Origin of the sequence: Ditibartonella apis (assembly GCF_001952075.1) — a bacterium.
Lineage (GTDB): Bacteria > Pseudomonadota > Alphaproteobacteria > Rhizobiales > Rhizobiaceae > Bartonella > Bartonella apis.
In genome coordinates, this window is sequence record NZ_LXYU01000002.1 from 218,001 (window position 1) to 238,703 (window position 20,703).

The 20,703-nt window shown below is 45.9% G+C and carries 16 protein-coding genes and 1 tRNA gene; 9 read left to right on the forward strand and 8 right to left on the reverse strand.

What is annotated here, in order from left to right; genetic code table 11:
• Positions 1 to 15 precede the first annotated feature (15 nt).
• A complete protein-coding gene (locus PEB0122_RS05470) occupies positions 16 to 453 on the reverse strand; it encodes a Ros/MucR family transcriptional regulator (protein WP_075870415.1) in 438 nt (145 codons plus the stop codon).
• A gap of 403 nt (positions 454 to 856) precedes the next feature.
• Here PEB0122_RS05470 and msrB point away from each other — a divergent pair, with 403 nt between their 5' ends.
• From msrB to PEB0122_RS05490, 4 genes are all read left to right on the forward strand, one after another.
• Positions 857 to 1,276 carry a peptide-methionine (R)-S-oxide reductase MsrB gene (msrB, locus tag PEB0122_RS05475; protein WP_075916288.1) on the forward strand — a complete coding sequence of 140 codons (420 nt, stop codon included), beginning with the start codon at positions 857 to 859 and terminating at the stop codon, positions 1,274 to 1,276.
• A 77-nt stretch (positions 1,277 to 1,353) separates the two neighbouring features.
• On the forward strand, positions 1,354 to 3,441 hold the full coding sequence (locus PEB0122_RS05480; RefSeq protein WP_075915977.1) for a S9 family peptidase: 2,088 nt from the start codon (positions 1,354 to 1,356) through the stop codon (positions 3,439 to 3,441).
• Between the two features lie 342 nt (positions 3,442 to 3,783).
• Positions 3,784 to 4,095, forward strand: coding sequence for a hypothetical protein (locus tag PEB0122_RS05485; RefSeq protein ID WP_075916290.1), 312 nt, complete (start codon positions 3,784 to 3,786; stop codon positions 4,093 to 4,095).
• Between the two features lie 31 nt (positions 4,096 to 4,126).
• On the forward strand, positions 4,127 to 4,465 hold the full coding sequence (locus PEB0122_RS05490; protein ID WP_075915979.1) for a hypothetical protein: 339 nt from the start codon (positions 4,127 to 4,129) through the stop codon (positions 4,463 to 4,465).
• An 82-nt stretch (positions 4,466 to 4,547) separates the two neighbouring features.
• Here the strand turns inward: PEB0122_RS05490 and PEB0122_RS05495 are convergent, their stop codons facing one another.
• Positions 4,548 to 5,144: a superoxide dismutase gene (locus PEB0122_RS05495; protein ID WP_075870126.1), complete on the reverse strand. Its 597-nt coding sequence runs from the start codon at positions 5,142 to 5,144 to the stop codon at positions 4,548 to 4,550.
• A gap of 330 nt (positions 5,145 to 5,474) precedes the next feature.
• Here PEB0122_RS05495 and PEB0122_RS05500 point away from each other — a divergent pair, with 330 nt between their 5' ends.
• A complete protein-coding gene (locus PEB0122_RS05500) occupies positions 5,475 to 6,173 on the forward strand; it encodes a L,D-transpeptidase (RefSeq protein WP_075915981.1) in 699 nt (232 codons plus the stop codon).
• A 354-nt stretch (positions 6,174 to 6,527) separates the two neighbouring features.
• Here the strand turns inward: PEB0122_RS05500 and PEB0122_RS05505 are convergent, their stop codons facing one another.
• Entirely contained in the window at positions 6,528 to 8,048 is a 1,521-nt protein-coding gene (locus PEB0122_RS05505; RefSeq protein WP_075915983.1) for a helicase HerA-like domain-containing protein, read from the reverse strand.
• Positions 8,049 to 8,552: 504 nt separating this feature from the next.
• Between PEB0122_RS05505 and PEB0122_RS05515 the strand changes: the two genes are divergently transcribed.
• The 3 genes from PEB0122_RS05515 to PEB0122_RS05525 all read left to right on the forward strand — a co-directional run bounded on the left by PEB0122_RS05515 (position 8,553) and on the right by PEB0122_RS05525 (position 11,228).
• Positions 8,553 to 9,866: a methylmalonyl-CoA mutase family protein gene (locus PEB0122_RS05515; protein ID WP_075915987.1), complete on the forward strand. Its 1,314-nt coding sequence runs from the start codon at positions 8,553 to 8,555 to the stop codon at positions 9,864 to 9,866.
• Positions 9,867 to 9,869: 3 nt separating this feature from the next.
• On the forward strand, positions 9,870 to 10,898 hold the full coding sequence (locus PEB0122_RS05520; RefSeq protein WP_075870131.1) for a magnesium transporter CorA family protein: 1,029 nt from the start codon (positions 9,870 to 9,872) through the stop codon (positions 10,896 to 10,898).
• 96 nt (positions 10,899 to 10,994) lie between these two features.
• Positions 10,995 to 11,228, forward strand: coding sequence for a hypothetical protein (locus PEB0122_RS05525; RefSeq protein ID WP_075915989.1), 234 nt, complete (start codon positions 10,995 to 10,997; stop codon positions 11,226 to 11,228).
• A 203-nt stretch (positions 11,229 to 11,431) separates the two neighbouring features.
• Here the strand turns inward: PEB0122_RS05525 and PEB0122_RS05530 are convergent.
• Positions 11,432 to 11,506: transfer RNA gene (locus PEB0122_RS05530), tRNA-Gln, on the reverse strand.
• A 360-nt stretch (positions 11,507 to 11,866) separates the two neighbouring features.
• On the opposite strand from PEB0122_RS05530, the gene PEB0122_RS05535 reads away from it, so the two are divergent.
• Complete coding sequence (locus PEB0122_RS05535) at positions 11,867 to 12,772, forward strand: MBL fold metallo-hydrolase (RefSeq protein ID WP_075870133.1); 906 nt, start codon at positions 11,867 to 11,869, stop codon at positions 12,770 to 12,772.
• Here PEB0122_RS05535 and PEB0122_RS05540 read toward each other — a convergent pair.
• The 4 genes from PEB0122_RS05540 to smc all read right to left on the reverse strand — a co-directional run bounded on the left by PEB0122_RS05540 (position 12,757) and on the right by smc (position 20,693).
• Positions 12,757 to 13,542: a DUF1499 domain-containing protein gene (locus PEB0122_RS05540; protein WP_075870134.1), complete on the reverse strand. Its 786-nt coding sequence runs from the start codon at positions 13,540 to 13,542 to the stop codon at positions 12,757 to 12,759. The genes PEB0122_RS05535 and PEB0122_RS05540 overlap by 16 nt on opposite strands.
• Complete coding sequence (locus PEB0122_RS05545) at positions 13,539 to 14,288, reverse strand: polysaccharide deacetylase family protein (RefSeq protein ID WP_225867814.1); 750 nt, start codon at positions 14,286 to 14,288, stop codon at positions 13,539 to 13,541. Before PEB0122_RS05545 ends, PEB0122_RS05540 begins: the two co-directional genes overlap by 4 nt.
• An 89-nt stretch (positions 14,289 to 14,377) precedes the next feature.
• Positions 14,378 to 17,044, reverse strand: a complete 2,667-nt coding sequence (gene ppdK / locus PEB0122_RS05550; protein ID WP_075916292.1) for a pyruvate, phosphate dikinase — start codon at positions 17,042 to 17,044, stop codon at positions 14,378 to 14,380.
• 190 nt (positions 17,045 to 17,234) lie between these two features.
• Positions 17,235 to 20,693, reverse strand: coding sequence for a chromosome segregation protein SMC (gene smc, locus PEB0122_RS05555; protein ID WP_075915993.1), 3,459 nt, complete (start codon positions 20,691 to 20,693; stop codon positions 17,235 to 17,237).
• Positions 20,694 to 20,703 lie beyond the last annotated feature (10 nt).

The window sequence follows — 20,703 nt, forward strand, 5'->3', positions numbered from 1 at the left end:
ATCTTATAAATTCGATTATTTTGCTTTTCTTTTGCCGGGTTTGCGCCCCAATCCCATTTGCTTTGCAAGTGAGGAACGGGCTTCAGCATAATTCGGTGCAACCATCGGATAGTTAGGATCCAGATCCCACTTCTCACGATATTGTTCCGGCGTAAGTTCGTAATGCGTCATTAAGTGGCGCTTGAGCGACTTGAATTTTTTACCATCTTCCAAACAGACGATGTAGTCAGGGAAAACAGAACGCTTCGGGTTAACTGCCGGCTTTTGCTTTTCGACCTCAGCCTCTGCGGCTGTTTCACCACCTGCTTTGACAAATGCAGCGTGAACGTCCGCGATCAAACTAGGTAACTCACCCGGTCTAATTGAGTTATTGCCGACATAAGCAGCTACAACATCAGCAACCAGTGTAATAATGAAATCACTTTCATTCTCGCTGACGGCTTGTTCATCCATCTTCTTTTCCTTTTTACTTCTTCTTTGTTTCAGCTTGCGTCTGTTTAGCAAGCAAATGTTGTTTTCATATAGCTATGTAAGAAACCTTGTCAATTACAAATAGAAAACAAATCTATAAAACAAAGGTTCCATATAGTTTTCAAGTTATTTTTTGATTTTTCTATTAAACTTATAAAGGTCTCTTATACAAAATATATATAAAATAAGGCAAAGTGTCCCATTTTTACATAATTAACGTGAACACGTAACGATAATTCTAGTATTGATTGATTTCCTTATACATAGATATCATATAAATGGGGGTGATTGCTATTTTGTCAGCTTCTAGCAGCTAATTTTTTCGCTGTCAAAGCAATTGACTGATTAGTCGGCAAAATTAATGTATTTATTCAAGGAAGAATTCATGAGTGATAAACATCATTTCAAAATTATCAAATCCGAGGAAGAATGGCGTAAACAATTAACGCCGGAACAATTCGATATTACTCGTGGACACGGGACAGAGAGAGCCTTTACAGGGCCAAAGTTCGATACTTCGAAGCCGGGAACCTTTTATTGCGTTTGTTGCGGCAAACCACTCTATCGTTCCGAAACCAAGTTTGAATCAGGTACCGGCTGGCCAAGTTTTTTCCGCCCGATTAGTGCTGATGCAGTGGTTCTTCAGGAAGATTTTTCCCATGGCATGGAACGTACTGAAGTTTTATGCGCCGACTGTGGCTCTCACCTCGGACACGTTTTTCCGGATGGCCCGGAGCCGACGGGCTTGCGTTATTGCATGAACGGCTATGCTTTAACCTACAAGCAGGATAAGACAGCAAGATAAAACAGGCAGGCAAAATAAAATAGACCTGTAGAATAACCCATCAATAATCGGGTGTAGTGCCTGATTTAGGAACAAGAATGACCGAATCATCAATTTTCCCGCCAGAGACAAAAAAAATAGACCATTATGAAGTACATCACGGCATTGTTCGTCACGATTTTTACCATTGGTTGAGGGCTGAAAACTGGCAAGAAGTCTTCAAAAAGCCCGAATTGCTTGACGAAAATATACGCAGCCACCTTGAAGAAGAGAATGCTTATCAGGAAGCCTTGATGGCTGATACGAAAGAGCTGCAACAAACACTTTTTGCCGAGATGAAGGGCCGCATAAAAGAAGATGACAGCTCGGTACCTGTAAAAGAAGGGCCCTATGCTTATGGCGTTTCTTTCACAACCGGTGGCGAACAGCCGCGTTATTTTAGAACACCTCGCAATGGTGGTGAGGCTGTCGTTTATCTCGATGGTGATGCGCTAGCCAAAGGGAAAGATTACTTTCGTCTCGGTGCAGTCCAGCATTCGCCAGACCATAAGAAATGTGCCTGGACCTATGATGACAAAGGTTCGGAATTCTATACAACAAAACTGCGTGATTTAAGTTCGCTCTCAGATAGTGCTGAAACAATTCTGAATACTGCCGGTGATGTTGTTTGGGACGCGAATTCGGAAGGTTTTTTCTACACAAACGTGGATGAAAATCACCGCCCCTCCAAACTTTATTATCATAAGCTTGGAACCGAACAACAAGCTGATAAACTGGTTTTTGAAGAAAAAGACCCTGGATTTTTCTTGAGTGTTGGTGGTTCGTCGTTAAATGACGTGATCTATATCGATATACACGACCACGAAACTTCCGAGGTTTGGCTTATTCCGGCAAAAGATCCAACAAGCGCACCAAAATGTGTAAGAAAGCGTCAAAAAGGTGTCGAATATAGCTTAACTGAAGGCGGCGACGTCTTCTATATCCTCACCAATATAAATGGCGCCAAAGATTTCAAAATCATGTCGGCGCCTTTCGATAAACCTACTGAGGAAAACTGGTCGGAAGTGGTACCTCACCAACGTTCAAGGCTCATCCTTGCTCATGATGCTTACAAGAATTTTCTTATCTGGCTTGAACGGCGCGATGGCCTTCCCAGAATCGAGCTCCTTGACCGGCGTGACGGGACAAGACATGCCATTTCCTTTACAGAAGAAACTTATTCATTAGGGCTTCATGGAGCACCCGAATATGATAGCGGGACGATCCGCTTTACATATTCTTCAATGACAACGCCCGCCGAACTTTACGAATATGACATGACGACACGCCAACGTGTCATGTTAAAACGGCAGGAAGTACCTTCGGGGCATGATCCTAAAAATTATATAACGCGTCGTTTGATGGCCAAGGCTGAAGACGGAGCGGAGATTCCCGTTTCGCTTTTTTATCGCAAAGGTACAAAACTTGATGGCAGTGCTCCATGCCTGCTTTACGGCTATGGGGCCTATGGAATTTCCATGCCGGACAGTTTCAATACCAATGCTTTATCGTTGGTCAATCGCGGTTTTATCTATGCAATTGCTCATATCAGAGGCGGCAAAGAAAAAGGCTTTGACTGGTATGAAAAAGGAAAGCATCTGTTCAAGCGCAATACATTTACCGATTTTATCGCTTGCGGACGCTTTCTGGTTGCCAATCATTTCACCTCTCACGACCGGTTGATTGCGGAAGGCGGGTCGGCTGGTGGCATGCTGATGGGTGCCGTCGCCAATATGGCTCCCGAAGATTATGCCGGCATTGTCGCTATCGTTCCCTTTGTCGACGTGTTAACGACAATGCTTGACGATACCCTGCCACTCACGCCACCTGAATGGCCCGAATGGGGAAATCCTATTGCATCAAAGGAAGATTATGAACTGATAGCGTCCTATTCTCCCTATGATAATGTGAGCGCGAAGAACTATCCGTCTATTCTTGCAATGGCAGGTCTCACCGACCCCCGTGTAACCTATTGGGAACCGGCAAAATGGGTTGCAAAATTGCGCGAATTCAAAACCGGCAATAATCCGGTTTTGCTCAGAACCAATATGGATTCCGGTCATGCCGGTGCATCCGGACGTTTTTCACGGCTCGAAGAAAGTGCCTATATCTACGCTTTCATTCTTAAAGTTGCGGGAAAGAATTAATGCCGTCATCCGGATGATACCGGAGGTTTTTAAAAATGACAGGTCGGGTCTCACAATTCTATTTTCAGGATATTACGGCCCTACCTGTATTTTTCTTGCAAAATAAGCTTTCCGGAAGACGTTTTCGGCGGACTTCATATTCTGATGATAATAACGAGGTTCCCTCTGAGCTGGCTTGGAGTTGGACATTTATTTTTTCTAACCTTCTCATATTTAATATTAAGGCAATGGATAAATGCCACACTTGTCAATGCATTCTAAAAACACCAGATGTTTACTCAAGATGTAAAAAATAAAACTACAGGATTTGGTCTGATATTTCAGGAATATCTGGTCTTGAAAATGCGAATTACAAATTTAATTGTTCTATTATTGGTTATCATTTTTTCTCTGCCTGCTCAAAGTGCAGGAATCAGGAAAAATGTCGATGAATATGCAGGCACCCGTTGTAACACACCGGCAAAGGGAAGCGGAATTGTTGCAGGCTATTTTAGCGGCCTGACAGATAACCCCATTGTAAGCTCTGATGGCTTTGTCACGGTTGACCGCTTCAGATGCTTTAAATCGATGGATGAATGCCGTGGCTGGCTGTATACAATGGAATCGCTTTACGGTGCACCACCACCAACGGCAACATTGTGTACAAGATATTGATTTTAACCGGGCTGATGGAGGCCTATTCTCTATGAAACTGAGATTGACATTTTTTACTGCAATCGGCCTTGCCTTTCTCGCGATGTCACAAAGCGGTTATGCAAGTGGACGGGATCCCGGGAAAGTGGCTAATATGACCAGTGAATATGCAGGCGAACGTTGTTCGACGCCTCCGAAGGGAAGTGGTATAGTTGCCGGTTTTTTCCGCGGATGGGAACAAACCCCGTTTCAGGACCGTGGCTCCGGTCTTATGCCGGTAGAGCGTTACAGATGTTTCAAAACCATGAATCAATGCAAGTCATGGCTAAAAACAATGAATTATCTTTATAATGAAAAGTCGATCGACGCGAGCATGTGCACCAGATTTTAAGTTGTTCAACTTATTTACGTTTTGAAATAGAAAAGCCACCATTTTTACAAATGGTGGCTCAAATTTCGTTTTGCCGAAGAAATCAGGCCTTTTCGTACATTTCCAGTACGTGATCCCAATTGATCAGATGATCAACAAATGCTTCCAGATATTTTGCACGAGCATTGCGATAATCAATGTAATAGGAGTGTTCCCAGACATCGACACCAAGAATAGGCGTTGCTCCATGAACAAGCGGGTTTTCTCCATTCGGTGTCTTGGAAATTTCCAATTTTCCGTTTTTCACAGCCAACCAAGCCCAGCCAGAGCCGAATTGAGCTGCACCGGCTGCAAGGAAATCCGCACGGAATTTGTCGTAACCGCCCAAATCGCTGTCAATCGCTTTTTGCAGTTTGGCCGGTAGTTTCTTTCCACCGCCATCTTTCTTCATCCATTTCCAGAAATGGGTGTGATTATAGTGTTGCGCTGCATTGTTAAACAGACCCTGATTTTTGCCAAAGCTCGCTTTGACGATTTCTTCAAGGCTTTTACCTTCAAGGCCTGAATCTTTTAGCAATTTATTGCCATTGGTGACATAGGCCTGATGGTGCTTGTCATGGTGATATTCAAGTGTCTCACGCGACATATAAGGCTGAAGTGCATCATACGCATAGGGTAGTTCGGGCAATTCAAAAGCCATTTTCAATACTCCTTAAAATATATTCTCTTCCGGAATAGGTGCGTTTATTTATTTGGTGCTCTCACTGGATAAAAGCAAGGGAATTTGCCTATCTCACAAGAGTTTGACCGCCTAAGTCGGGTTATCGGTTCGTTGTCTCTACAAAACCGATTTTATAGATAGACCATTGATGGCTGTAAGGGCAGCCTGTAAATGGCAAATTTTATTGTTTATGTTTTTGAACCTTCACACGAAAACTTACCTTCGCATGTCTATGATGCGTCTAGGGTTTGGCGGTTTTTAACTTTTTTGCGACATATATAAAATAACGAAGAGAAATTGGATTGATAGATGACCAACTATGTCTCCCGACGCTTATTTTTGCAAACACTCACAATCGGGGCAGCCACAACCGGTCTTTCGGCATGTATGCCTTCAGGGTTGAAAGATATTGCGCTTGCGCCGGTAAAATCACCATCCGCAACCGATAATAGCGCACTTCTTCCTTTTGCGTCGATGTATGCCGAAATGCGCGATGGTGATTTTGTCTTACCGGCAATTCCCTATCAAAAAATTGATCCGCAATTTCTACGTCAGATTGTTGATGATCCGACAGGCGAACAACCGGGAACAATCGTTGTCGATACGAAACGCCGTTATCTTTATCTCGTCCGTTTGAACGGCAAAGCTATCCGTTACGGTGTCAGTGTCGGAAAAGAAGGGTTTGCTTGGTCCGGCCGCGGCATCATCGAATATAAACGCAAATGGCCGACATGGACTCCACCTTCGGATATGATCGCAAGACAGCCACAACTTAAAAAATACAGTGCCGAAAACGGAGGAATGAAACCGGGCCTCAAAAACCCGCTCGGCGCACGCGCACTTTATATTTTTCAAGACGGTCGAGACACTCTCTACCGTCTTCATGGTTCACCCGATTGGTCGTCCATTGGCAAGCGCGCTTCATCTGGTTGCGTGAGATTAATCAATCAGGACATTATTGATCTTTACGATCGTGTGCCGGAAAAAGCCCCCGTACTTGTTGTCTGATATTGAGGAGCGGCGGTAAATTCGGTCTCACATACCGATAACGGTTCCGGTAGTTACGTTAATTCCCTGAAACTACCAGAATGTTTTGAAAGTCTTGCTAAGTAGAACAAAAGCAAGCCACTTTTACACCCTCTGATGAACGCCCCTGCTCTGCCAAGCGCAGCTCACAAATTATATAAAACTTCTTAAAACCATATGACCATAGATGAAGGCCTATTGGCTTTTAAAATATAAAAACATTAGTTCGAGTAACGCCAAGGCCACAATTGCGGCCGGTCGCTTCACGGTAGTTTTAAAATCCTGTGACTGGTGATCTATCACCCCTACGCCGAAACCTGTCAGGCCACCAACCGTTTATTTCCGTCTACCACCCAGAAGATTGCCTAACACACCGCGTAAATAATTTTCACCGGCTTTTGCAATTGACCGGCCGATGGAATTGGCTGCCGTACGGGTAATCGACTTGACGGCAGTTTCCGCAACAGATTGACCGCGACTATTCTTTTTATCATCGCCGAAAATCGTATCCCAGAAACTCCCGCCTTCTTCCTGATTATTACCGGATTGTTTTTCTTGCGTATTTTTCTGCAACATCTCGTAAGCGGACTGACGATCAACGGTTTCGTCATATTTTCCGCTCACGGGGCTTGTTTTTATCAAGTTTTGACGCTCTTCAGAAGTAATCGGGCCAATTTGTGATGAAGGTGGACGGATAGTGGTCCTTTGAACAATGGATGGAACCCCTTTATCTTCTAAAGTTGACACCAGCGCTTCACCGGTTCCGAGATCGGAGATTGCTTTCATCGTGTCAAAATCAGGGTTGGCACGAAAAGTCGAGGCTGCGGCTTTCACAGCTGCTGTTTCGCGCGGCGTATAAACACGCAATGCATGCTGGATGCGATTGCCCAGTTGAGCCAGAATGGACTCCGGCACATCCAACGGATTTTGCGAAATAAAATAGATGCCCACTCCTTTTGAACGGATCAGGCGCACGACCTGTTCAATCCGTTCAATCAATGCTTTTGGTGCGTTATCGAAAAGCAGATGCGCTTCATCAAAAAAGAAAACGAGTCGCGGTTTTTCAGGATCGCCGACTTCCGGTAACTGTTCGAAAAGTTCCGACATAAGCCACAACAGAAATGTGGAATAAAGACGCGGATTGGTCATCAGTTTGTCAGCCGCAAGGACACTGACAACGCCTCGCCCATCACTCGTTGTGCGCATAATATCTTCAAGCTTTAAAGACGGTTCACCAAAGAAATGTTCTCCGCCCTGCTCTTCAAAAACCAATAATTGACGCTGGATAGAGCCTACGGAAGATTTAGAGATATTGCCATAACGGGAAGAAAGTTCCGCAGCCTTTTCTCCAACGTGATTAAGCATTGCCTGCAAATCTTTAAGATCAAGCAATAATAATCCTTCGTCATCGGCAACACGGAAAGCAATGTTCAGCACACCTTCCTGTGCTTGCGTCAAATCCATCAGCCTTGAGAGCAACAATGGGCCCATTTCTGACACAGTGGCCCTTATCGGATGCCCGTCGACGCCGAACAAATCCCAAAAGATAACAGGTGCGGCTTTCATTTCGATAGTCGAGAGCCCGACACTTTGAGCTCGCGAACGAACCTTGTCATTAAGCGTGCCGGCTTTGGCTATGCCTGAAAGGTCACCTTTCACATCGGCGCAAAAGACTGGCACACCGGAAGCTGCAAAGGCCTCGGCAATAACCTGCAATGTTACAGTTTTTCCTGTGCCTGTCGCACCGGTTATCAAGCCATGACGATTTGCATATTTAAGCCAGATATATTCAGGTTTGAGTGCGTTATCCTTTTTTTGATGGCTGGCACCCAGAAAAATTCCACTCTTGTCTATCATACCCAATTATCCCTCGGCATGTTTTCCAATCATCATAAATGTACCGAAATTAGACAAAATCAATAAGTCTTTTATGTGAGGCTTGACGAGATAAGAGAACTTGGTTTTCTCATGCTCCAATTCTTACAGTAAAAAACCGGATAGTCGGCCGATGACTGGCGTGGTTAACAACGCAACAAATGCATCTTCGTAAAAATTTCAAAAATTTGAAAGCTCAATAAATTTTCGCAAGTTCTATTTTTAAATCAACGACATATAAAAATTCGCCTTTGAGCCCCTGATTTTGGAATGCAATCAACCTCATAACTTCATAATCGCTTCCGATACTGAACAAACATCGGATTGATTGCGGATTTCTGGAGCCAAACTTGGTTTTGACAAATTGAATCCTAAATGAATTTGCAATAGGTTGGACTTGCACCGGTCGGGGCTTTGTGATTGTGTTACATAAAACCCCATCTCCGAGATGGTGTAAAATTTATTTAGCAGGATTTTGATTTGCTCATGAGCTCGAAACAATCCCATCCATCCGACAATACACAATCCCGTCAGGCAGGCTGGTCAGTCATGCAACGTGCCGACGATCCCGATATTGAACGTGCCCGCTTCCAACTTAAGGAAGATATAGCCAATGGTGCTACTGGCATTGCCCTGATTTTCGAAGGCGCCAATAGTGCTTACGGCTTCGGACTACCGGCTAAAGCAGAAACAATTCCAACACTTTTCGACGGGGTAAGCCTCGACGGTCTTCATATCCGTCTCGACAACCATCCCCATGGTCGTGTCATTGCCGACAGTTTTATCGATTATCTCCAGCACCGGCGCATTAACCCGACTCGCACAAAACTGACATTCAGTACCGACCCCACGGCTGTGTTGGCCACGACCGGCAAACTCAAAATGTCGATTGAAGCGCTAAAAGCGTCATTGCCGCAATCAATGTCGGTGTTTTTTTCCTCAGGCATTCCCGGTGTTGTTCTTGAAGCCGATGGACGACCTTACCATAATGCCGGTGCTACGCCGGCACAAGAGATCGGTGCTATGATGTCGGTTGCGCTCGCCCATTTGAAGATGGTCGAGGAAGCACGCCACCACATTATTTATGCTTTACCGCACATCGGTTTTGCCACAGCTCTTGATGAAGACCCCGTCATGGGGCTTGCAAAAATGCGTGCAATCAGGTCGCTTTGGCGCAGACTTCAGGAAGAACGCGGGGTGACTTCGCCATTTCCTGCGGTCATTCACGTTGAAACATCGATGCGAATGATGACAAAACAGGATTCCCTCAGCAATATCTCCCGTTCATCAATTGCTGCCTATGCTGCCATTTTGGGTGGGGCATCATCATTATCGGTTTTGCCATATAGTTTCGTATTCGGTTTACCCGATGAAAACGCGCGTCGCATTGCCCGTAACAGCCAGCTTATTTTTATGAAAGAGCTTGCCACCCCGCTTGCAAAACAGGCAAACCGGCGAGACAGTGACGCAGATGCACTTGCAGAAGCAGCGTGGGTCGAATTTACCCGCCTTGAAGATGAAGGCGGCGTTATGCAAAGTCTGATTGATGGCAACCTTGCCAAACGTATTGAAGAAGCGCGCGATCTCAGACTTGCGAGTTATCACAAAAATGAACGTGCCATCATCGGAACATCCGAATATCGGAAGGGCGATGACGCCCCTGCCGGCATTGTCGATACCAAGCCGGTTCATTTTTCAGCTGAAGGTATTTCTCATTGTCACCCGCTGGTATCAGGCCGTTGGGACCAAGAATTCGTCGAAGTACAAAAAATAGCTCCGGTTGAAATCACAAAGGATTAATGCATGATCCGCAGCTTCCGAACATCGACTGACCGTCTTGTTGAAGTCCCGCTTAAAGAAGACGGAACGCCCGAAAATGACGTGCTGTGGATTGATCTTTCCGATCCGACTGCAGGAGAGGAAAAAGAGCTGGAAAAGTGGCTCGGAATTCCCATACCGACGCATGATGATATGACAGAGATTGAAGAATCAAGCCGCTTTTATATGGAAAACGGAGCGCAATATATGACAGCTCCGTTGATCTATACTGTTGACGGCGACAAACGGGATATCGCGCCTGTTACCTTCATTCTGACAGGATCAAGGCTGGTGACTGTTCGCTATAGCCACCCGCAAGCAATCGAGCTTTTCATTTTGCGGGTGACTAAAGCAGGCAATGGATTAATTACACCGCAGTGCACGGGGTTAACTATTCTCACTGCTGTTATCGAAGCTGCAACAGATAGGCTTGCCGATCTTCTTGAAGCAGTCTCCGGACGCATTGAAACTGCTTCCCGCAATATTTTCCATCGTGATGAAGCGGCTATGCCGATGTCGACCATCGATTTTCGCAAAACTCTCAACCATATTGGCAATCAGGGAACGTTGCTTTCAATGGTGAGAGAAAGCATTGCAGGAGTTAGCCGCCTTCTCGTTTATGTTGAAGCTTACGGGAAAACAGTTACCCCCAAATATATCGAAGCCGACGGCAAAACAGTAACACCGAAAAAAGATATGAAGACGACTGTCAAATCATTGGAACAGGATACCCAGTCGCTTGAACATTATGCAGACTTTTTGTCTGCAAAAATGACATTCCTGCTTGATACCGTTGTCGGAATGATATCGACTGAACAAAATGCAATTATCAAATTTTTCTCGGTTGCAGCGGTCGGTTTCATGCCGCCAACACTTGTTGCTTCCATCTACGGCATGAATTTCCAATTTATGCCGGAACTTAATGAAAAATGGGGCTATCCCTTTGCTTTGTTTCTGATGATTATTTCTGCTGTTATACCCATATTATACTTCAGAAAAAAAGGCTGGCTCTAATTTTAACTTTTACCTCTTCTCTGGAAATCAGCCGTTAAGTGTATTATATTTAACGTGTTGAGATAATTAAAAGCATCAACAGAAAGGGTGAATTCGATGCCTATTGATTCAGCAATGCGTATTTCGGTAGGCGGCATGAACAGACAAGCGGATACACTTGATCAGATTGCCCAGAATGTTGCGGTTGGAACAACTGTCGGTCGCGAGACATATGATGCCGGAGACGACATGGTGAATATGGACCTGGCTGAACATAATTTTAAAGCCAATTTCCGCGTTTTCCAAATTGCCGACGAGACAATGGCAGAAATAATCAATATGAAACGCTAAAGCAGGAATTCCCTAGCGTTTTTGCGACTATTTCACATTGTTGAATAGGATTTTTATAACTTACGGCGAAGCGATATTGAACTGTTTTACGGTTCGTTTTGCACATATTTTTGCAAGAGTCTCTGCCCAAAACCGCCATATCATTATCTCTCTAATGATAGTGACCGTTCTCGAACGAAAATCAAAAGCTGATTTAAAGAAAATGGCTGGGGTACCTGGATTCGAACCAGGGAATGCCGGTACCAAAAACCGGTGCCTTACCGCTTGGCTATACCCCAAAAAGCATGCTTGGCACACTTCCTGCGCGCCTTATAACGAGTTCGATAAAAATGTGCAATATGTCTAAGCACGTACCGGCACTTTTTTTTGGCTATAGTCTCGCGCGAGTTCTGCCATTACGTTGGTTGAAAATAGATTTTCAAACGCTTCGAACTATACGGCATATATCCATCTACTTGACGATTTTTACCGACCCGGCGAATTTCAACCTATGACTCGGATTTCAATAGTTATTTTCAAGCAAATGTAACTTTTCCGTCTTTCCTGTCTGCTATAATCTTTAAAATCGGGTTGTAGATGTTAGCTTTTGAAGCCTTGCAACTTAATATGCCTTCCAGCTTAACGGAAAAGGAAATCCGATGCGTGTCGATTTTAACAAGGATTTTACACCTCAATATGGTCAGGCAGTCGTTCTTGGTAATGATATCCGTCGGGTAACAGCTCATAACCCCTCCCCTTTTACCTTTACCGGCACGAATAGTTATATTTTAGGAAAAGACGAGCTTGCAATTATCGATCCTGGTCCCGATGATGATGACCAGTTGCAAACGCTTCTTCGCGTCATTGCCGAACATAGACTGGATTATATTTTTATCACGCATAGCCATAGCGATCACTGCGGGCTTGCGAAGAGATTAAGTAACCTTACCGGAGCAAGAATTGTTGCTGAAGGACGCTACAGGCCTGCTTTGACCAATGTCCTTAACAACTCCATCGCCCTTGACGCAGATTGTGACAAAAATTTTAAACCTGACATTATACTGGGGGACGGTGAGACAATCGAAGGCAATGGCTGGAAACTCACTTCGGTCACTACTCCCGGACACATGGCAAATCACACAGCCTATGTGCTTGATAAAACCGGTGTGCTTTTTACTGGCGACCATGTTATGGCATGGGCAACAACAGTGGTCGCGCCACCTGATGGTGCCATGCAGGATTATATGCAATCACTCACAAAACTTCTGAGCCGCAACGATAAGATTTACCTTCCCGGACATGGTGGCCCTGTCATGAAGCCGCACGCTTATGTGCGCGCCATTATTGCACACAGAAAAATGCGTGAACGGGCAATTATCGAACGATTGCGTGAAGGAGACCGGACAATAAGCGAGATTGTCAAGGCAATTTACAGAACACTCGACAATCGCCTTCACAAAGCTGCTGCTCTCTCGGTTCTTGCCCACCTCGAAGATTTGGTGGAGAAAGGCATTGTCATAACGGATGAACCACTTTCGCTTTTCAGTTCCTATTCATTATCCTGATCGATAGGTGTTGAAAGCATTTCAGTGTCAAGAGCATCCATAAAGGTGAGAATAAAGGAAGCATCAACACCAAGATCACGATATAAATAACGTGAAGCCGAACGCATATCTACAAAAGTTGTATCGCCTTCATCGGTCAGACGAATAACGATGTCCGATATAAAACCGAGATAAAAAGTTTTAGCTTCGGTTTCGATAAAGAGCTCGTCGTCTTCACCGTCAACACCGCGTTGCGCCTTGATTGGCCAGCCCTGTGCATCCAGAACATTGCGCACAGATTTCAATATACGGTCGGGAGAGCCATCATAACGACGGCCTGAAAGCTCGGGCCATTCTTTTAGTTGCAGATTGGCCTGACCGGATAAGTCGGCAGCAACAGGCAAAGCGTCAGCCGGTCTTGCCTCTCCAATAAAGTGTGGCGGCGTATCGGTATCGGTCGAGATGTCATTAAGCGGTGGCATAACGCACCACATGAACAAAAAAGCCGATATGGGGGTAAGTGTTATGAGTGAATAGACAATACCCTTTAGTGATTTCAATCCCCCTCTGTCACCATTTTCCCAAAGATCGTAAAGTCCTTTGGCTGCCAGAAAGAGAGCTATAAGAGCCAATAAACCGGCAATGCTTGAACAGACAAGAAATATATGGGTCCGGATAAGGGAAAAACGATGAAGAAGACTGACAATGACAAGAGCCAACAGACTCACACCGCCAAAACGTGGCGACCATAAGGCAGCATAGGAAGTTAGCCGAACGTATATTTTTCTCATTGTCCGTTCATTGCCCCTTGTAAGGTGCTTGTCCCCGTTTTCGCACTTTTTCCTTCCAACATGCTACATTCGCTAATAGTCGTTTGTCTCTCTACCGGTTTTGTGGCATCCGATAATTTCACAAATCGATAGCCCTTTTTCTCAAGCTCCAGAATACCCGATGCGACCCCTTGACCGGATGCCCGTTTAGGCTGGTTCATATGGGCGATAATGACATCACCATTCTTAGCAGATGAAATCCGTTGAGCAACCGTTTTCGGCGGCAAGGATGCTCCCATATCAGCATTAAGAGAAAAGCCGCCTACTTCATACCCCATGTCATGAACAAGCTTCACCGCATCCTTAGAATAGCGTGCAGATGCATCGCGATACCAGTAAGTGCGCGGAAAACCTGCAGCTAGCAAACTCTCCTCTCCACCTTTGATTTCTTCACAAACTGCTTTAAGACTACCTGCTGTTTTGAGACCATAGATATCCGTCTGATTATCGATTGCTGGAACATGATTTTTGCCATGATTTGCAACTTCAAACAGATCGGGATGAGCCTTGATAACTTCGACAGTTTGCCTATTTCGTTGTAACCATCGGGCCGTAACAAATAAAGTGGCTTTGATCTGATGAGAGACGAGAGTGTCAAAAATACGGTGGTCGATATCCCCCATACATAGGTCAAGCGTCAAAGCCACCTGTGGACTTGACGCTTCACCTTTTTCAATATGCAATATCGGCTCGACGGTACCGGCCATAGTTATGGCCGGTGCACTCAAACTTATGATACCGGCAAAAACGCACCCGCAAATCGAATTCCACATTAATTACCTACTCTTGGCATAACCTATTTTTTATGCCTGATTGCCGCTTGGGCTGCAGCGAGTCTGGCTATCGGCACACGGAACGGCGAACAGGAAACATAGTTCAATCCGACTTCTTCACATAAGTCAATTGACATCGGATCGCCACCATGTTCACCACAAATACCAAGCTTGATGTCGGCACGCTGACTGCGGCCGCGTGTTGCGCCGATTTTGACAAGTTCGCCTACGCCATCACGGTCGATGGATACAAATGGATCCTGTTCCAATAAACCTTTTTTAATATAAGTCGAAAGGAATGGACCGGCATCATCGCGTGAAATGCCGAACGTCGTTTGCGTAAGATCATTGGTGCCGAAAGAGAAAAACTCTGCCGATTTGGCAATTTCGGCAGCACGAATCGCAGCCCTTGGCAATTCGATCATCGTTCCGACAAGGTATTTGATTGAAACATTATGCTCTTTCATCACAGCCTTTGCCGTTTCATCAATACGATCTTTGACATAATCAAGTTCGGTTTTCAATGCGACCAAAGGCACCATGATTTCCGGTATAACCGTTTCCTTGGTAGCTTTCCCTGCTTCAATCGCAGCCTCTATAATTGCGCGCGTCTGCATTTCGGCAATTTCAGGATAAGTAATCGCCAAGCGGCATCCCCTTAATCCCAGCATCGGGTTGAATTCATGAAGCTCTGCTGCTCTTTCTTTAATCAGTTCAGCCGGAATTGACATAGCTTTGGCAACTTCGGCAATTTCGACATCTGTTTTCGGCAAAAATTCATGAAGCGGAGGATCCAGCAAACGGATGGTAACCGGCAGACCATGCATGATTTCAAACAATTCGATAAAATCGGAACGCTGCATGGGCAGAAGTTTTGCCAAAGCCTTGCGACGCCCCTGTTCATCATTGGCCAAAATCATTTCGCGCATCGAGATGATACGATCACCGGCAAAAAACATATGCTCGGTACGGCAAAGACCAATTCCTTCCGCACCGAAAGAGCGCCCCATACGTGCGTCCGCCGGTGTCTCGGCATTCGCACAAACATGCATACGGCGTTTTTCATCGGCCCAAGACATGAGTTTTGCAAAATCGCCCGACATTTTCGGTTGCAACATAGCGACTTTGCCTTTGTAAATTTCGCCATTTCCACCATCAATCGTGATGATGTCACCTTTATGGAAAGTCTCGCCGGCTGCTTTCAATGTGCCGCTACGATAATCGATATGGATGCTACCGGCACCTGAAACGCACGGTTTTCCCATTCCACGAGCCACAACAGCGGCATGGCTGGTCATGCCACCGCGCGTTGTCAAAACACCTTCTGCAACGTGCATACCGTTAATATCTTCCGGACTTGTTTCCACCCGCACCAGAATAACTTTATGTCCTTCTTTGGTTGCATTTTCCGCTTCTTCCGAAGAAAAAACGATTTCGCCCGTCGCCGCTCCCGGAGAAGCCGGAAGGCCTGTTCCCAAAACAATCTTTTTTGCATTAGGGTCAAGCGTGGGGTGCAAAAGTTGATCGAGCGATTTCGGATCAATACGGGAAATTGCTTCGGTGCGGTCTATAAGACCTTCGGCAACCATATCGACAGCCATTTTGAGGGCCGCCCGCGCTGTGCGCTTGCCGATACGCGTTTGCAGCATCCACAACTTACCTTTTTCAATGGTAAATTCCATATCCTGCATATCGCGATAATGCTTTTCAAGCTTATGGGCGATGTCATTGAATGCTTTAAAGGCTTGCGGCAAAGTTTTTTCCAACGAAGGCTTGTCGGAACCGGCTGCTATGCGCGCAGCTTCGGTGATGTTTTGCGGCGTTCTTATACCGGCAACAACATCTTCTCCTTGTGCGTTGACAAGAAATTCGCCAAAAAGCGCATTCTCGCCCGTCGACGGGTTACGGGTAAAAGCAACACCGGTTGCCGAATCATCACCCATATTGCCGAACACCATTGCCTGAACATTAACCGCAGTGCCCCAGCTTTCCGGTATATCGTGAAGTTCGCGATAGGTCACAGCACGTGGTGTCATCCAGCTTAAGAAAACAGCACTGATCGCCCCCCAAAGCTGTTTTTCAGGATCTTGAGGAAACGGTTTTCCGATTTCTCTTTCGACACATTCTTTATAAGAAGCAATCACATCCTGCCAATCTTTGGCGGTCATTTCGGTATCGACTTCGTAACCATGGCGGGCTTTGGCATCGTCGATAATTTCTTCAAACAATGAACCATCAATACCAAGCACAACGTTGGAATACATCTGGATAAAACGACGATAGCTGTCATAGGCAAAACGTTCGTCCTCTGTCTCTCTGGCAATGGCTTTGACAGTTTCATCGTTCAGTCCAAGATTGAGGACTGTATCCATCATACCGGGCATAGAGGCACGCGCCCCCGAACGCACAGAAACCAACAACGGTTTATCTTTGTCACCAAAACGGCGCCCGGTCAGTTTACCGACTTCGGCAAGACATTTCTTGACTGTTTCATCAAGTTTGTCAGGATAGGTTTTATCATTATTATAAAAATAGGTGCAGACTTCAGTCGTAATTGTAAACCCCGGAGGAACCGGCAATCCGAGATTGCTCATCTCTGCGAGATTTGCTCCCTTGCCGCCCAAGAGGTTGCGTTCAGATGCAGCCCCCTCCGCTTTCCCGTTACCGAAGCTGTAAACCCATTTTGTCATTTGAAACATATCCTCCGATTGACTTCGATAGTTGAATATTAAAAACTGGAATTCCTGTATTACCCTTGATGGAGACAAACAAATATCAACTATCAACTATAGCTTAAATGACATTTAGTCTGCCGCCAACATCAATTTTCTTTACAGATTGACCAAATCGATTGAATAACAACTTTTTGAGCCTTCAATATCAACCGGCATCTCGCATTTTTTCTGCCGTTTGCAAGTCAACGGATACGAGTTGCGAAACCCCCTGTTCACCCATCGTAACACCGAAAAGACGATCCATTTGTGCCATAGTGATCGGGTTGTGGGTGATAACGATAAAACGCGTTTCTGTCGATTTTGCCATTTCTTCCATCAAATGGCAGTAACGTTCGACATTATGGTCATCGAGCGGTGCATCGACTTCGTCAAGCACACAAATGGGAGACGGACTCGTTAAGAAAACTGCAAATATCAATGCCAATGCAGTCAAGGCCTGTTCACCACCTGACAATAACGTCATGGTTTGTGGTTTTTTACCGGGCGGCCGCGCCAGAATTTCCACGCCGGCATCCAACGGGTCATCGGATTCAATGAGTTGCAGCTCTGCCGTTCCACCACCAAAAAGATGGTGATAAAGTCTCTGGAATTGGTCGTTGACCTTGTTAAAGGCTGAAAGCAGACGCTCGCGCCCCTCGCGGTTAAGATTGACAATTGCGACACGCAGCTTCTTGATCGCTTCTACCACATCGTCACGTTCGCCGGTAATTGAATCAAACCGCGAGCGCAGTTCTTTTTCTTCCTCGTCGGCACGTAGATTGACCGCTCCCAAACGTTCGCGTTCGATCCGCAACCGTTCAAGCTTGTGATCAAGTGTTTCAATGTCCGGCATTTCATCGCCAACCGAAAACCCTGCAAGAACCAAAGTTTCATGCGGCTGACAATTCAAAGCTTCGCTTATCCGCGACTCAATATCCTTCCGTCGATCAACGGCAGCATTAAGTCGCTCTTCAGCTCTCGCGCGTTCTTCACGGCTTGAAGAAAGTTTGGCAAAAGCTTCCGATGTCTGTTTATCGAGCGTTGTCTGTATTGTTTCTGCCTCTGCCAGACGGTCCATAACGGCATGGCCTTCCGCTTCCTTTGTTGCAATAGCATCAAGCAGATTTTGTCGTTTTTCCTCTAGCCCTTCCGGCGTCTCGGCCAATTGTTCAGCCTCGGTCATTGCTTCTTCACGACGTGCTTTTAGCGCCTCTATCTGATTTTTCGCATTTTCAATACGATTGAACCAGGCTTTACGCTCCGACCCGATCACTTCAAGCCTGCGTACACGCGCATTTGCATTCTGTTTCCAGCTTTGGAGGGCAGCCAATGCTTCCGATACTGCTCTGCGTTCCGAAGAGATTTTTGCCGAAAATGACGTGATCTTTTCCTCTATAGCAGTCATATCAGGCAATTCATTCCGTTCTTTCGATAAAGTTTCAAGTTTTTGAACGAGTTCTGCTTTTTCGCCTTCAAGATCACGCACATTATTTTCAATTGAAGAAAGCTTCAAACGATGTTCGGAGACTTCGCGTTCAATTTTGCTATAAAACTGCTGCGCTTCATCCCGAATTTCGCGGCTCGACCGCAGTTTTTCGCGTATTTCGCGCTCATAAAGGGCCGATTCTTCAACTTTTTTCGTGAGTTTCTGTAAGTTAATTTCGGCAATCTTCAAAGCTTCCTTCGCTTCGTCAATGAGATGGGCCAACACCTGAAGGCGATTTTTTTGAGCGAGACGTTGCGCGCTTGCAGTCGGCGCGTCAGAGCGCGCCATTAAACCATCCCAACGCCAGATTGCGCCATCTCGGCTCACCAGTTTTTGCCCTGTCTTCAAATCCCTTTGTAAACGCTTGCCGTCTTCCTCTTCGACAACACCAATTTGTTGCAAGGCTCGCTTTAATTCTGCTGGTGCTTTTACAAAATCCGCCAATGACTTTACACCGTCGGGAAGAGCTGGTGCTTCATAAGTTCCCGTATGACCGCTCCAGAAAAGAGGCGCGCCTTCTTCAACCGACCCTTCCAGGTCATCTCCCAATGCTGCACCGAGAGCAACTTCATAACCGTCTTTTACAGTAATTTGATCCACAACCGGCGGAAACTCCCCACTGATTGAAGAACTCAAAAGTTGTTCAAGCGTGCGTGCTTCCGTAGCAAGTCCGTTCAGCTGATCGCGACAATCAGCGACCACCGGACGCGCCGCATTTTCCTCTTCCCGTGCAGCTTCCGTCGCCAACTCGCATTCTTGCAACAAGGCTTCGTTTTGCGTAAGCTTCACTTCGGCTTCGTCCAAATTTTTACGGGCTTCGGCAATTTTGTCGGAAGACGCTATATCTGTTTGGAGTACTTCTATTTGCCGCTTAAAATCGGCAATTGTTTCATCAAGATGCTCGCCACGTTTCGCAAGATCAGCAATCTGATTGACAATTCTTGATTCCTCGGCCTTGGCGTGGGCTTGCAATTGTGTAAGTTCCCCGGCCTGAGCTTCACTTTTGCTCAACACACTTTGCAGCTCTTCATATTGAAGGGTGAGCTCGACCTCGGTTTCCTGTTGGTTTTCCGCCTCGAGCCGTAAAGTTTCTTCTTCCTCATTCAGTCGTTCGAGGCTCTCACCATTATCTTTGGCAAGTTGTTTTTCACGACTAATATCGGCGTCGAGTTGTTCAAGCCTGCGCATCAATTCCTGTTGTCGTTGCCGATTGCGGTTTTTTTCCTCGTCAAGTTGTTGTAGCTCAAGGCTTAATCTTTGATATGCGGCGGAAGCTTTCGCAGCTTCTTCCCGCAGGGGTGGAAGTTTGTTTTTACTCTTTTCTTGTGCCTTTTCTGCGCGCATATGCGCTTGCGCCTTTTCTGCGACGAGCTGAGTGGCGCCATTCAAAGCACTGATTGCTTCAGCTTCCTGCGATTTATTTTCTGACCAACGCAGATAGAATAGCCCTGCCTCTGCCTGTCTGATATCGGCCGAGAGGGTTTTGAAGCGATTGGCCTGTCGCGATTGACGTTTCAAACTTTCAATTCGCGAGGAAAGATCTCCGACCACATCTTCAAGCCTATCAAGGTTTCCTTCAGCAGCACGCAGGCGCAATTCCGCATCATGACGACGGCTATGAAGGCCTGAAATACCTGCCGCTTCTTCCAGTAAAGCACGCCGTGCTTGCGGTTTGGCCTGTATCAGTTCGCCAATTCGCCCCTGCCCGACCATTGAAGGCGACCTTGCACCTGTCGATTGGTCTGCAAACAATAACTGCACGTCTTTGGCACGAACCTCTTTACCGTTGATACGATAAACCGAACCTGCATCTCTTTCGATGCGACGGGAAACCTGTAATTCATCAGTATCGTTAAAAGCATTCGGCGCACTGCGGTCCGAATTATCAAGAAAAAGCGTTACTTCTGCAAAATTTCTAGCCGGCCTTGTTGCGGAACCTGAAAAAATAACGTCATCCATGCCGGAAGCACGCATATTTTTATAGGAGTTTTCTCCCATAACCCAACGGAGCGATTCAACCAGATTTGATTTTCCGCATCCATTCGGGCCAACAACACCCGTTAGCCCACGCTCTATCACGAACTCCTGAGCTTCGACAAAGGATTTAAAACCGACCAGTCGCAGCTTGGTAAACTGCATAAACCTACCT

Excerpts from the sequence above, each read along its gene's own strand:
- PEB0122_RS05470 (WP_075870415.1), bottom strand. The coding sequence starts at position 453 with ATGGATGAACAAGCCGTCAGCGAGAATGAAAGTGATTTCATTATTACA.
- msrB (WP_075916288.1), top strand. The coding sequence starts at position 857 with ATGAGTGATAAACATCATTTCAAAATTATCAAATCCGAGGAAGAATGG.
- PEB0122_RS05480 (WP_075915977.1), top strand. The coding sequence starts at position 1,354 with ATGACCGAATCATCAATTTTCCCGCCAGAGACAAAAAAAATAGACCAT.
- PEB0122_RS05485 (WP_075916290.1), top strand. The coding sequence starts at position 3,784 with ATGCGAATTACAAATTTAATTGTTCTATTATTGGTTATCATTTTTTCT.
- PEB0122_RS05490 (WP_075915979.1), top strand. The coding sequence starts at position 4,127 with ATGAAACTGAGATTGACATTTTTTACTGCAATCGGCCTTGCCTTTCTC.
- PEB0122_RS05495 (WP_075870126.1), bottom strand. The coding sequence starts at position 5,144 with ATGGCTTTTGAATTGCCCGAACTACCCTATGCGTATGATGCACTTCAG.
- PEB0122_RS05500 (WP_075915981.1), top strand. The coding sequence starts at position 5,475 with ATGACCAACTATGTCTCCCGACGCTTATTTTTGCAAACACTCACAATC.
- PEB0122_RS05505 (WP_075915983.1), bottom strand. The coding sequence starts at position 8,048 with ATGATAGACAAGAGTGGAATTTTTCTGGGTGCCAGCCATCAAAAAAAG.
- PEB0122_RS05515 (WP_075915987.1), top strand. The coding sequence starts at position 8,553 with ATGAGCTCGAAACAATCCCATCCATCCGACAATACACAATCCCGTCAG.
- PEB0122_RS05520 (WP_075870131.1), top strand. The coding sequence starts at position 9,870 with ATGATCCGCAGCTTCCGAACATCGACTGACCGTCTTGTTGAAGTCCCG.
- PEB0122_RS05525 (WP_075915989.1), top strand. The coding sequence starts at position 10,995 with ATGCCTATTGATTCAGCAATGCGTATTTCGGTAGGCGGCATGAACAGA.
- PEB0122_RS05535 (WP_075870133.1), top strand. The coding sequence starts at position 11,867 with ATGCGTGTCGATTTTAACAAGGATTTTACACCTCAATATGGTCAGGCA.
- PEB0122_RS05540 (WP_075870134.1), bottom strand. The coding sequence starts at position 13,542 with ATGAGAAAAATATACGTTCGGCTAACTTCCTATGCTGCCTTATGGTCG.
- PEB0122_RS05545 (WP_225867814.1), bottom strand. The coding sequence starts at position 14,288 with ATGGCCGGTACCGTCGAGCCGATATTGCATATTGAAAAAGGTGAAGCG.
- ppdK (WP_075916292.1), bottom strand. The coding sequence starts at position 17,044 with ATGACAAAATGGGTTTACAGCTTCGGTAACGGGAAAGCGGAGGGGGCT.
- smc (WP_075915993.1), bottom strand. The coding sequence starts at position 20,693 with ATGCAGTTTACCAAGCTGCGACTGGTCGGTTTTAAATCCTTTGTCGAA.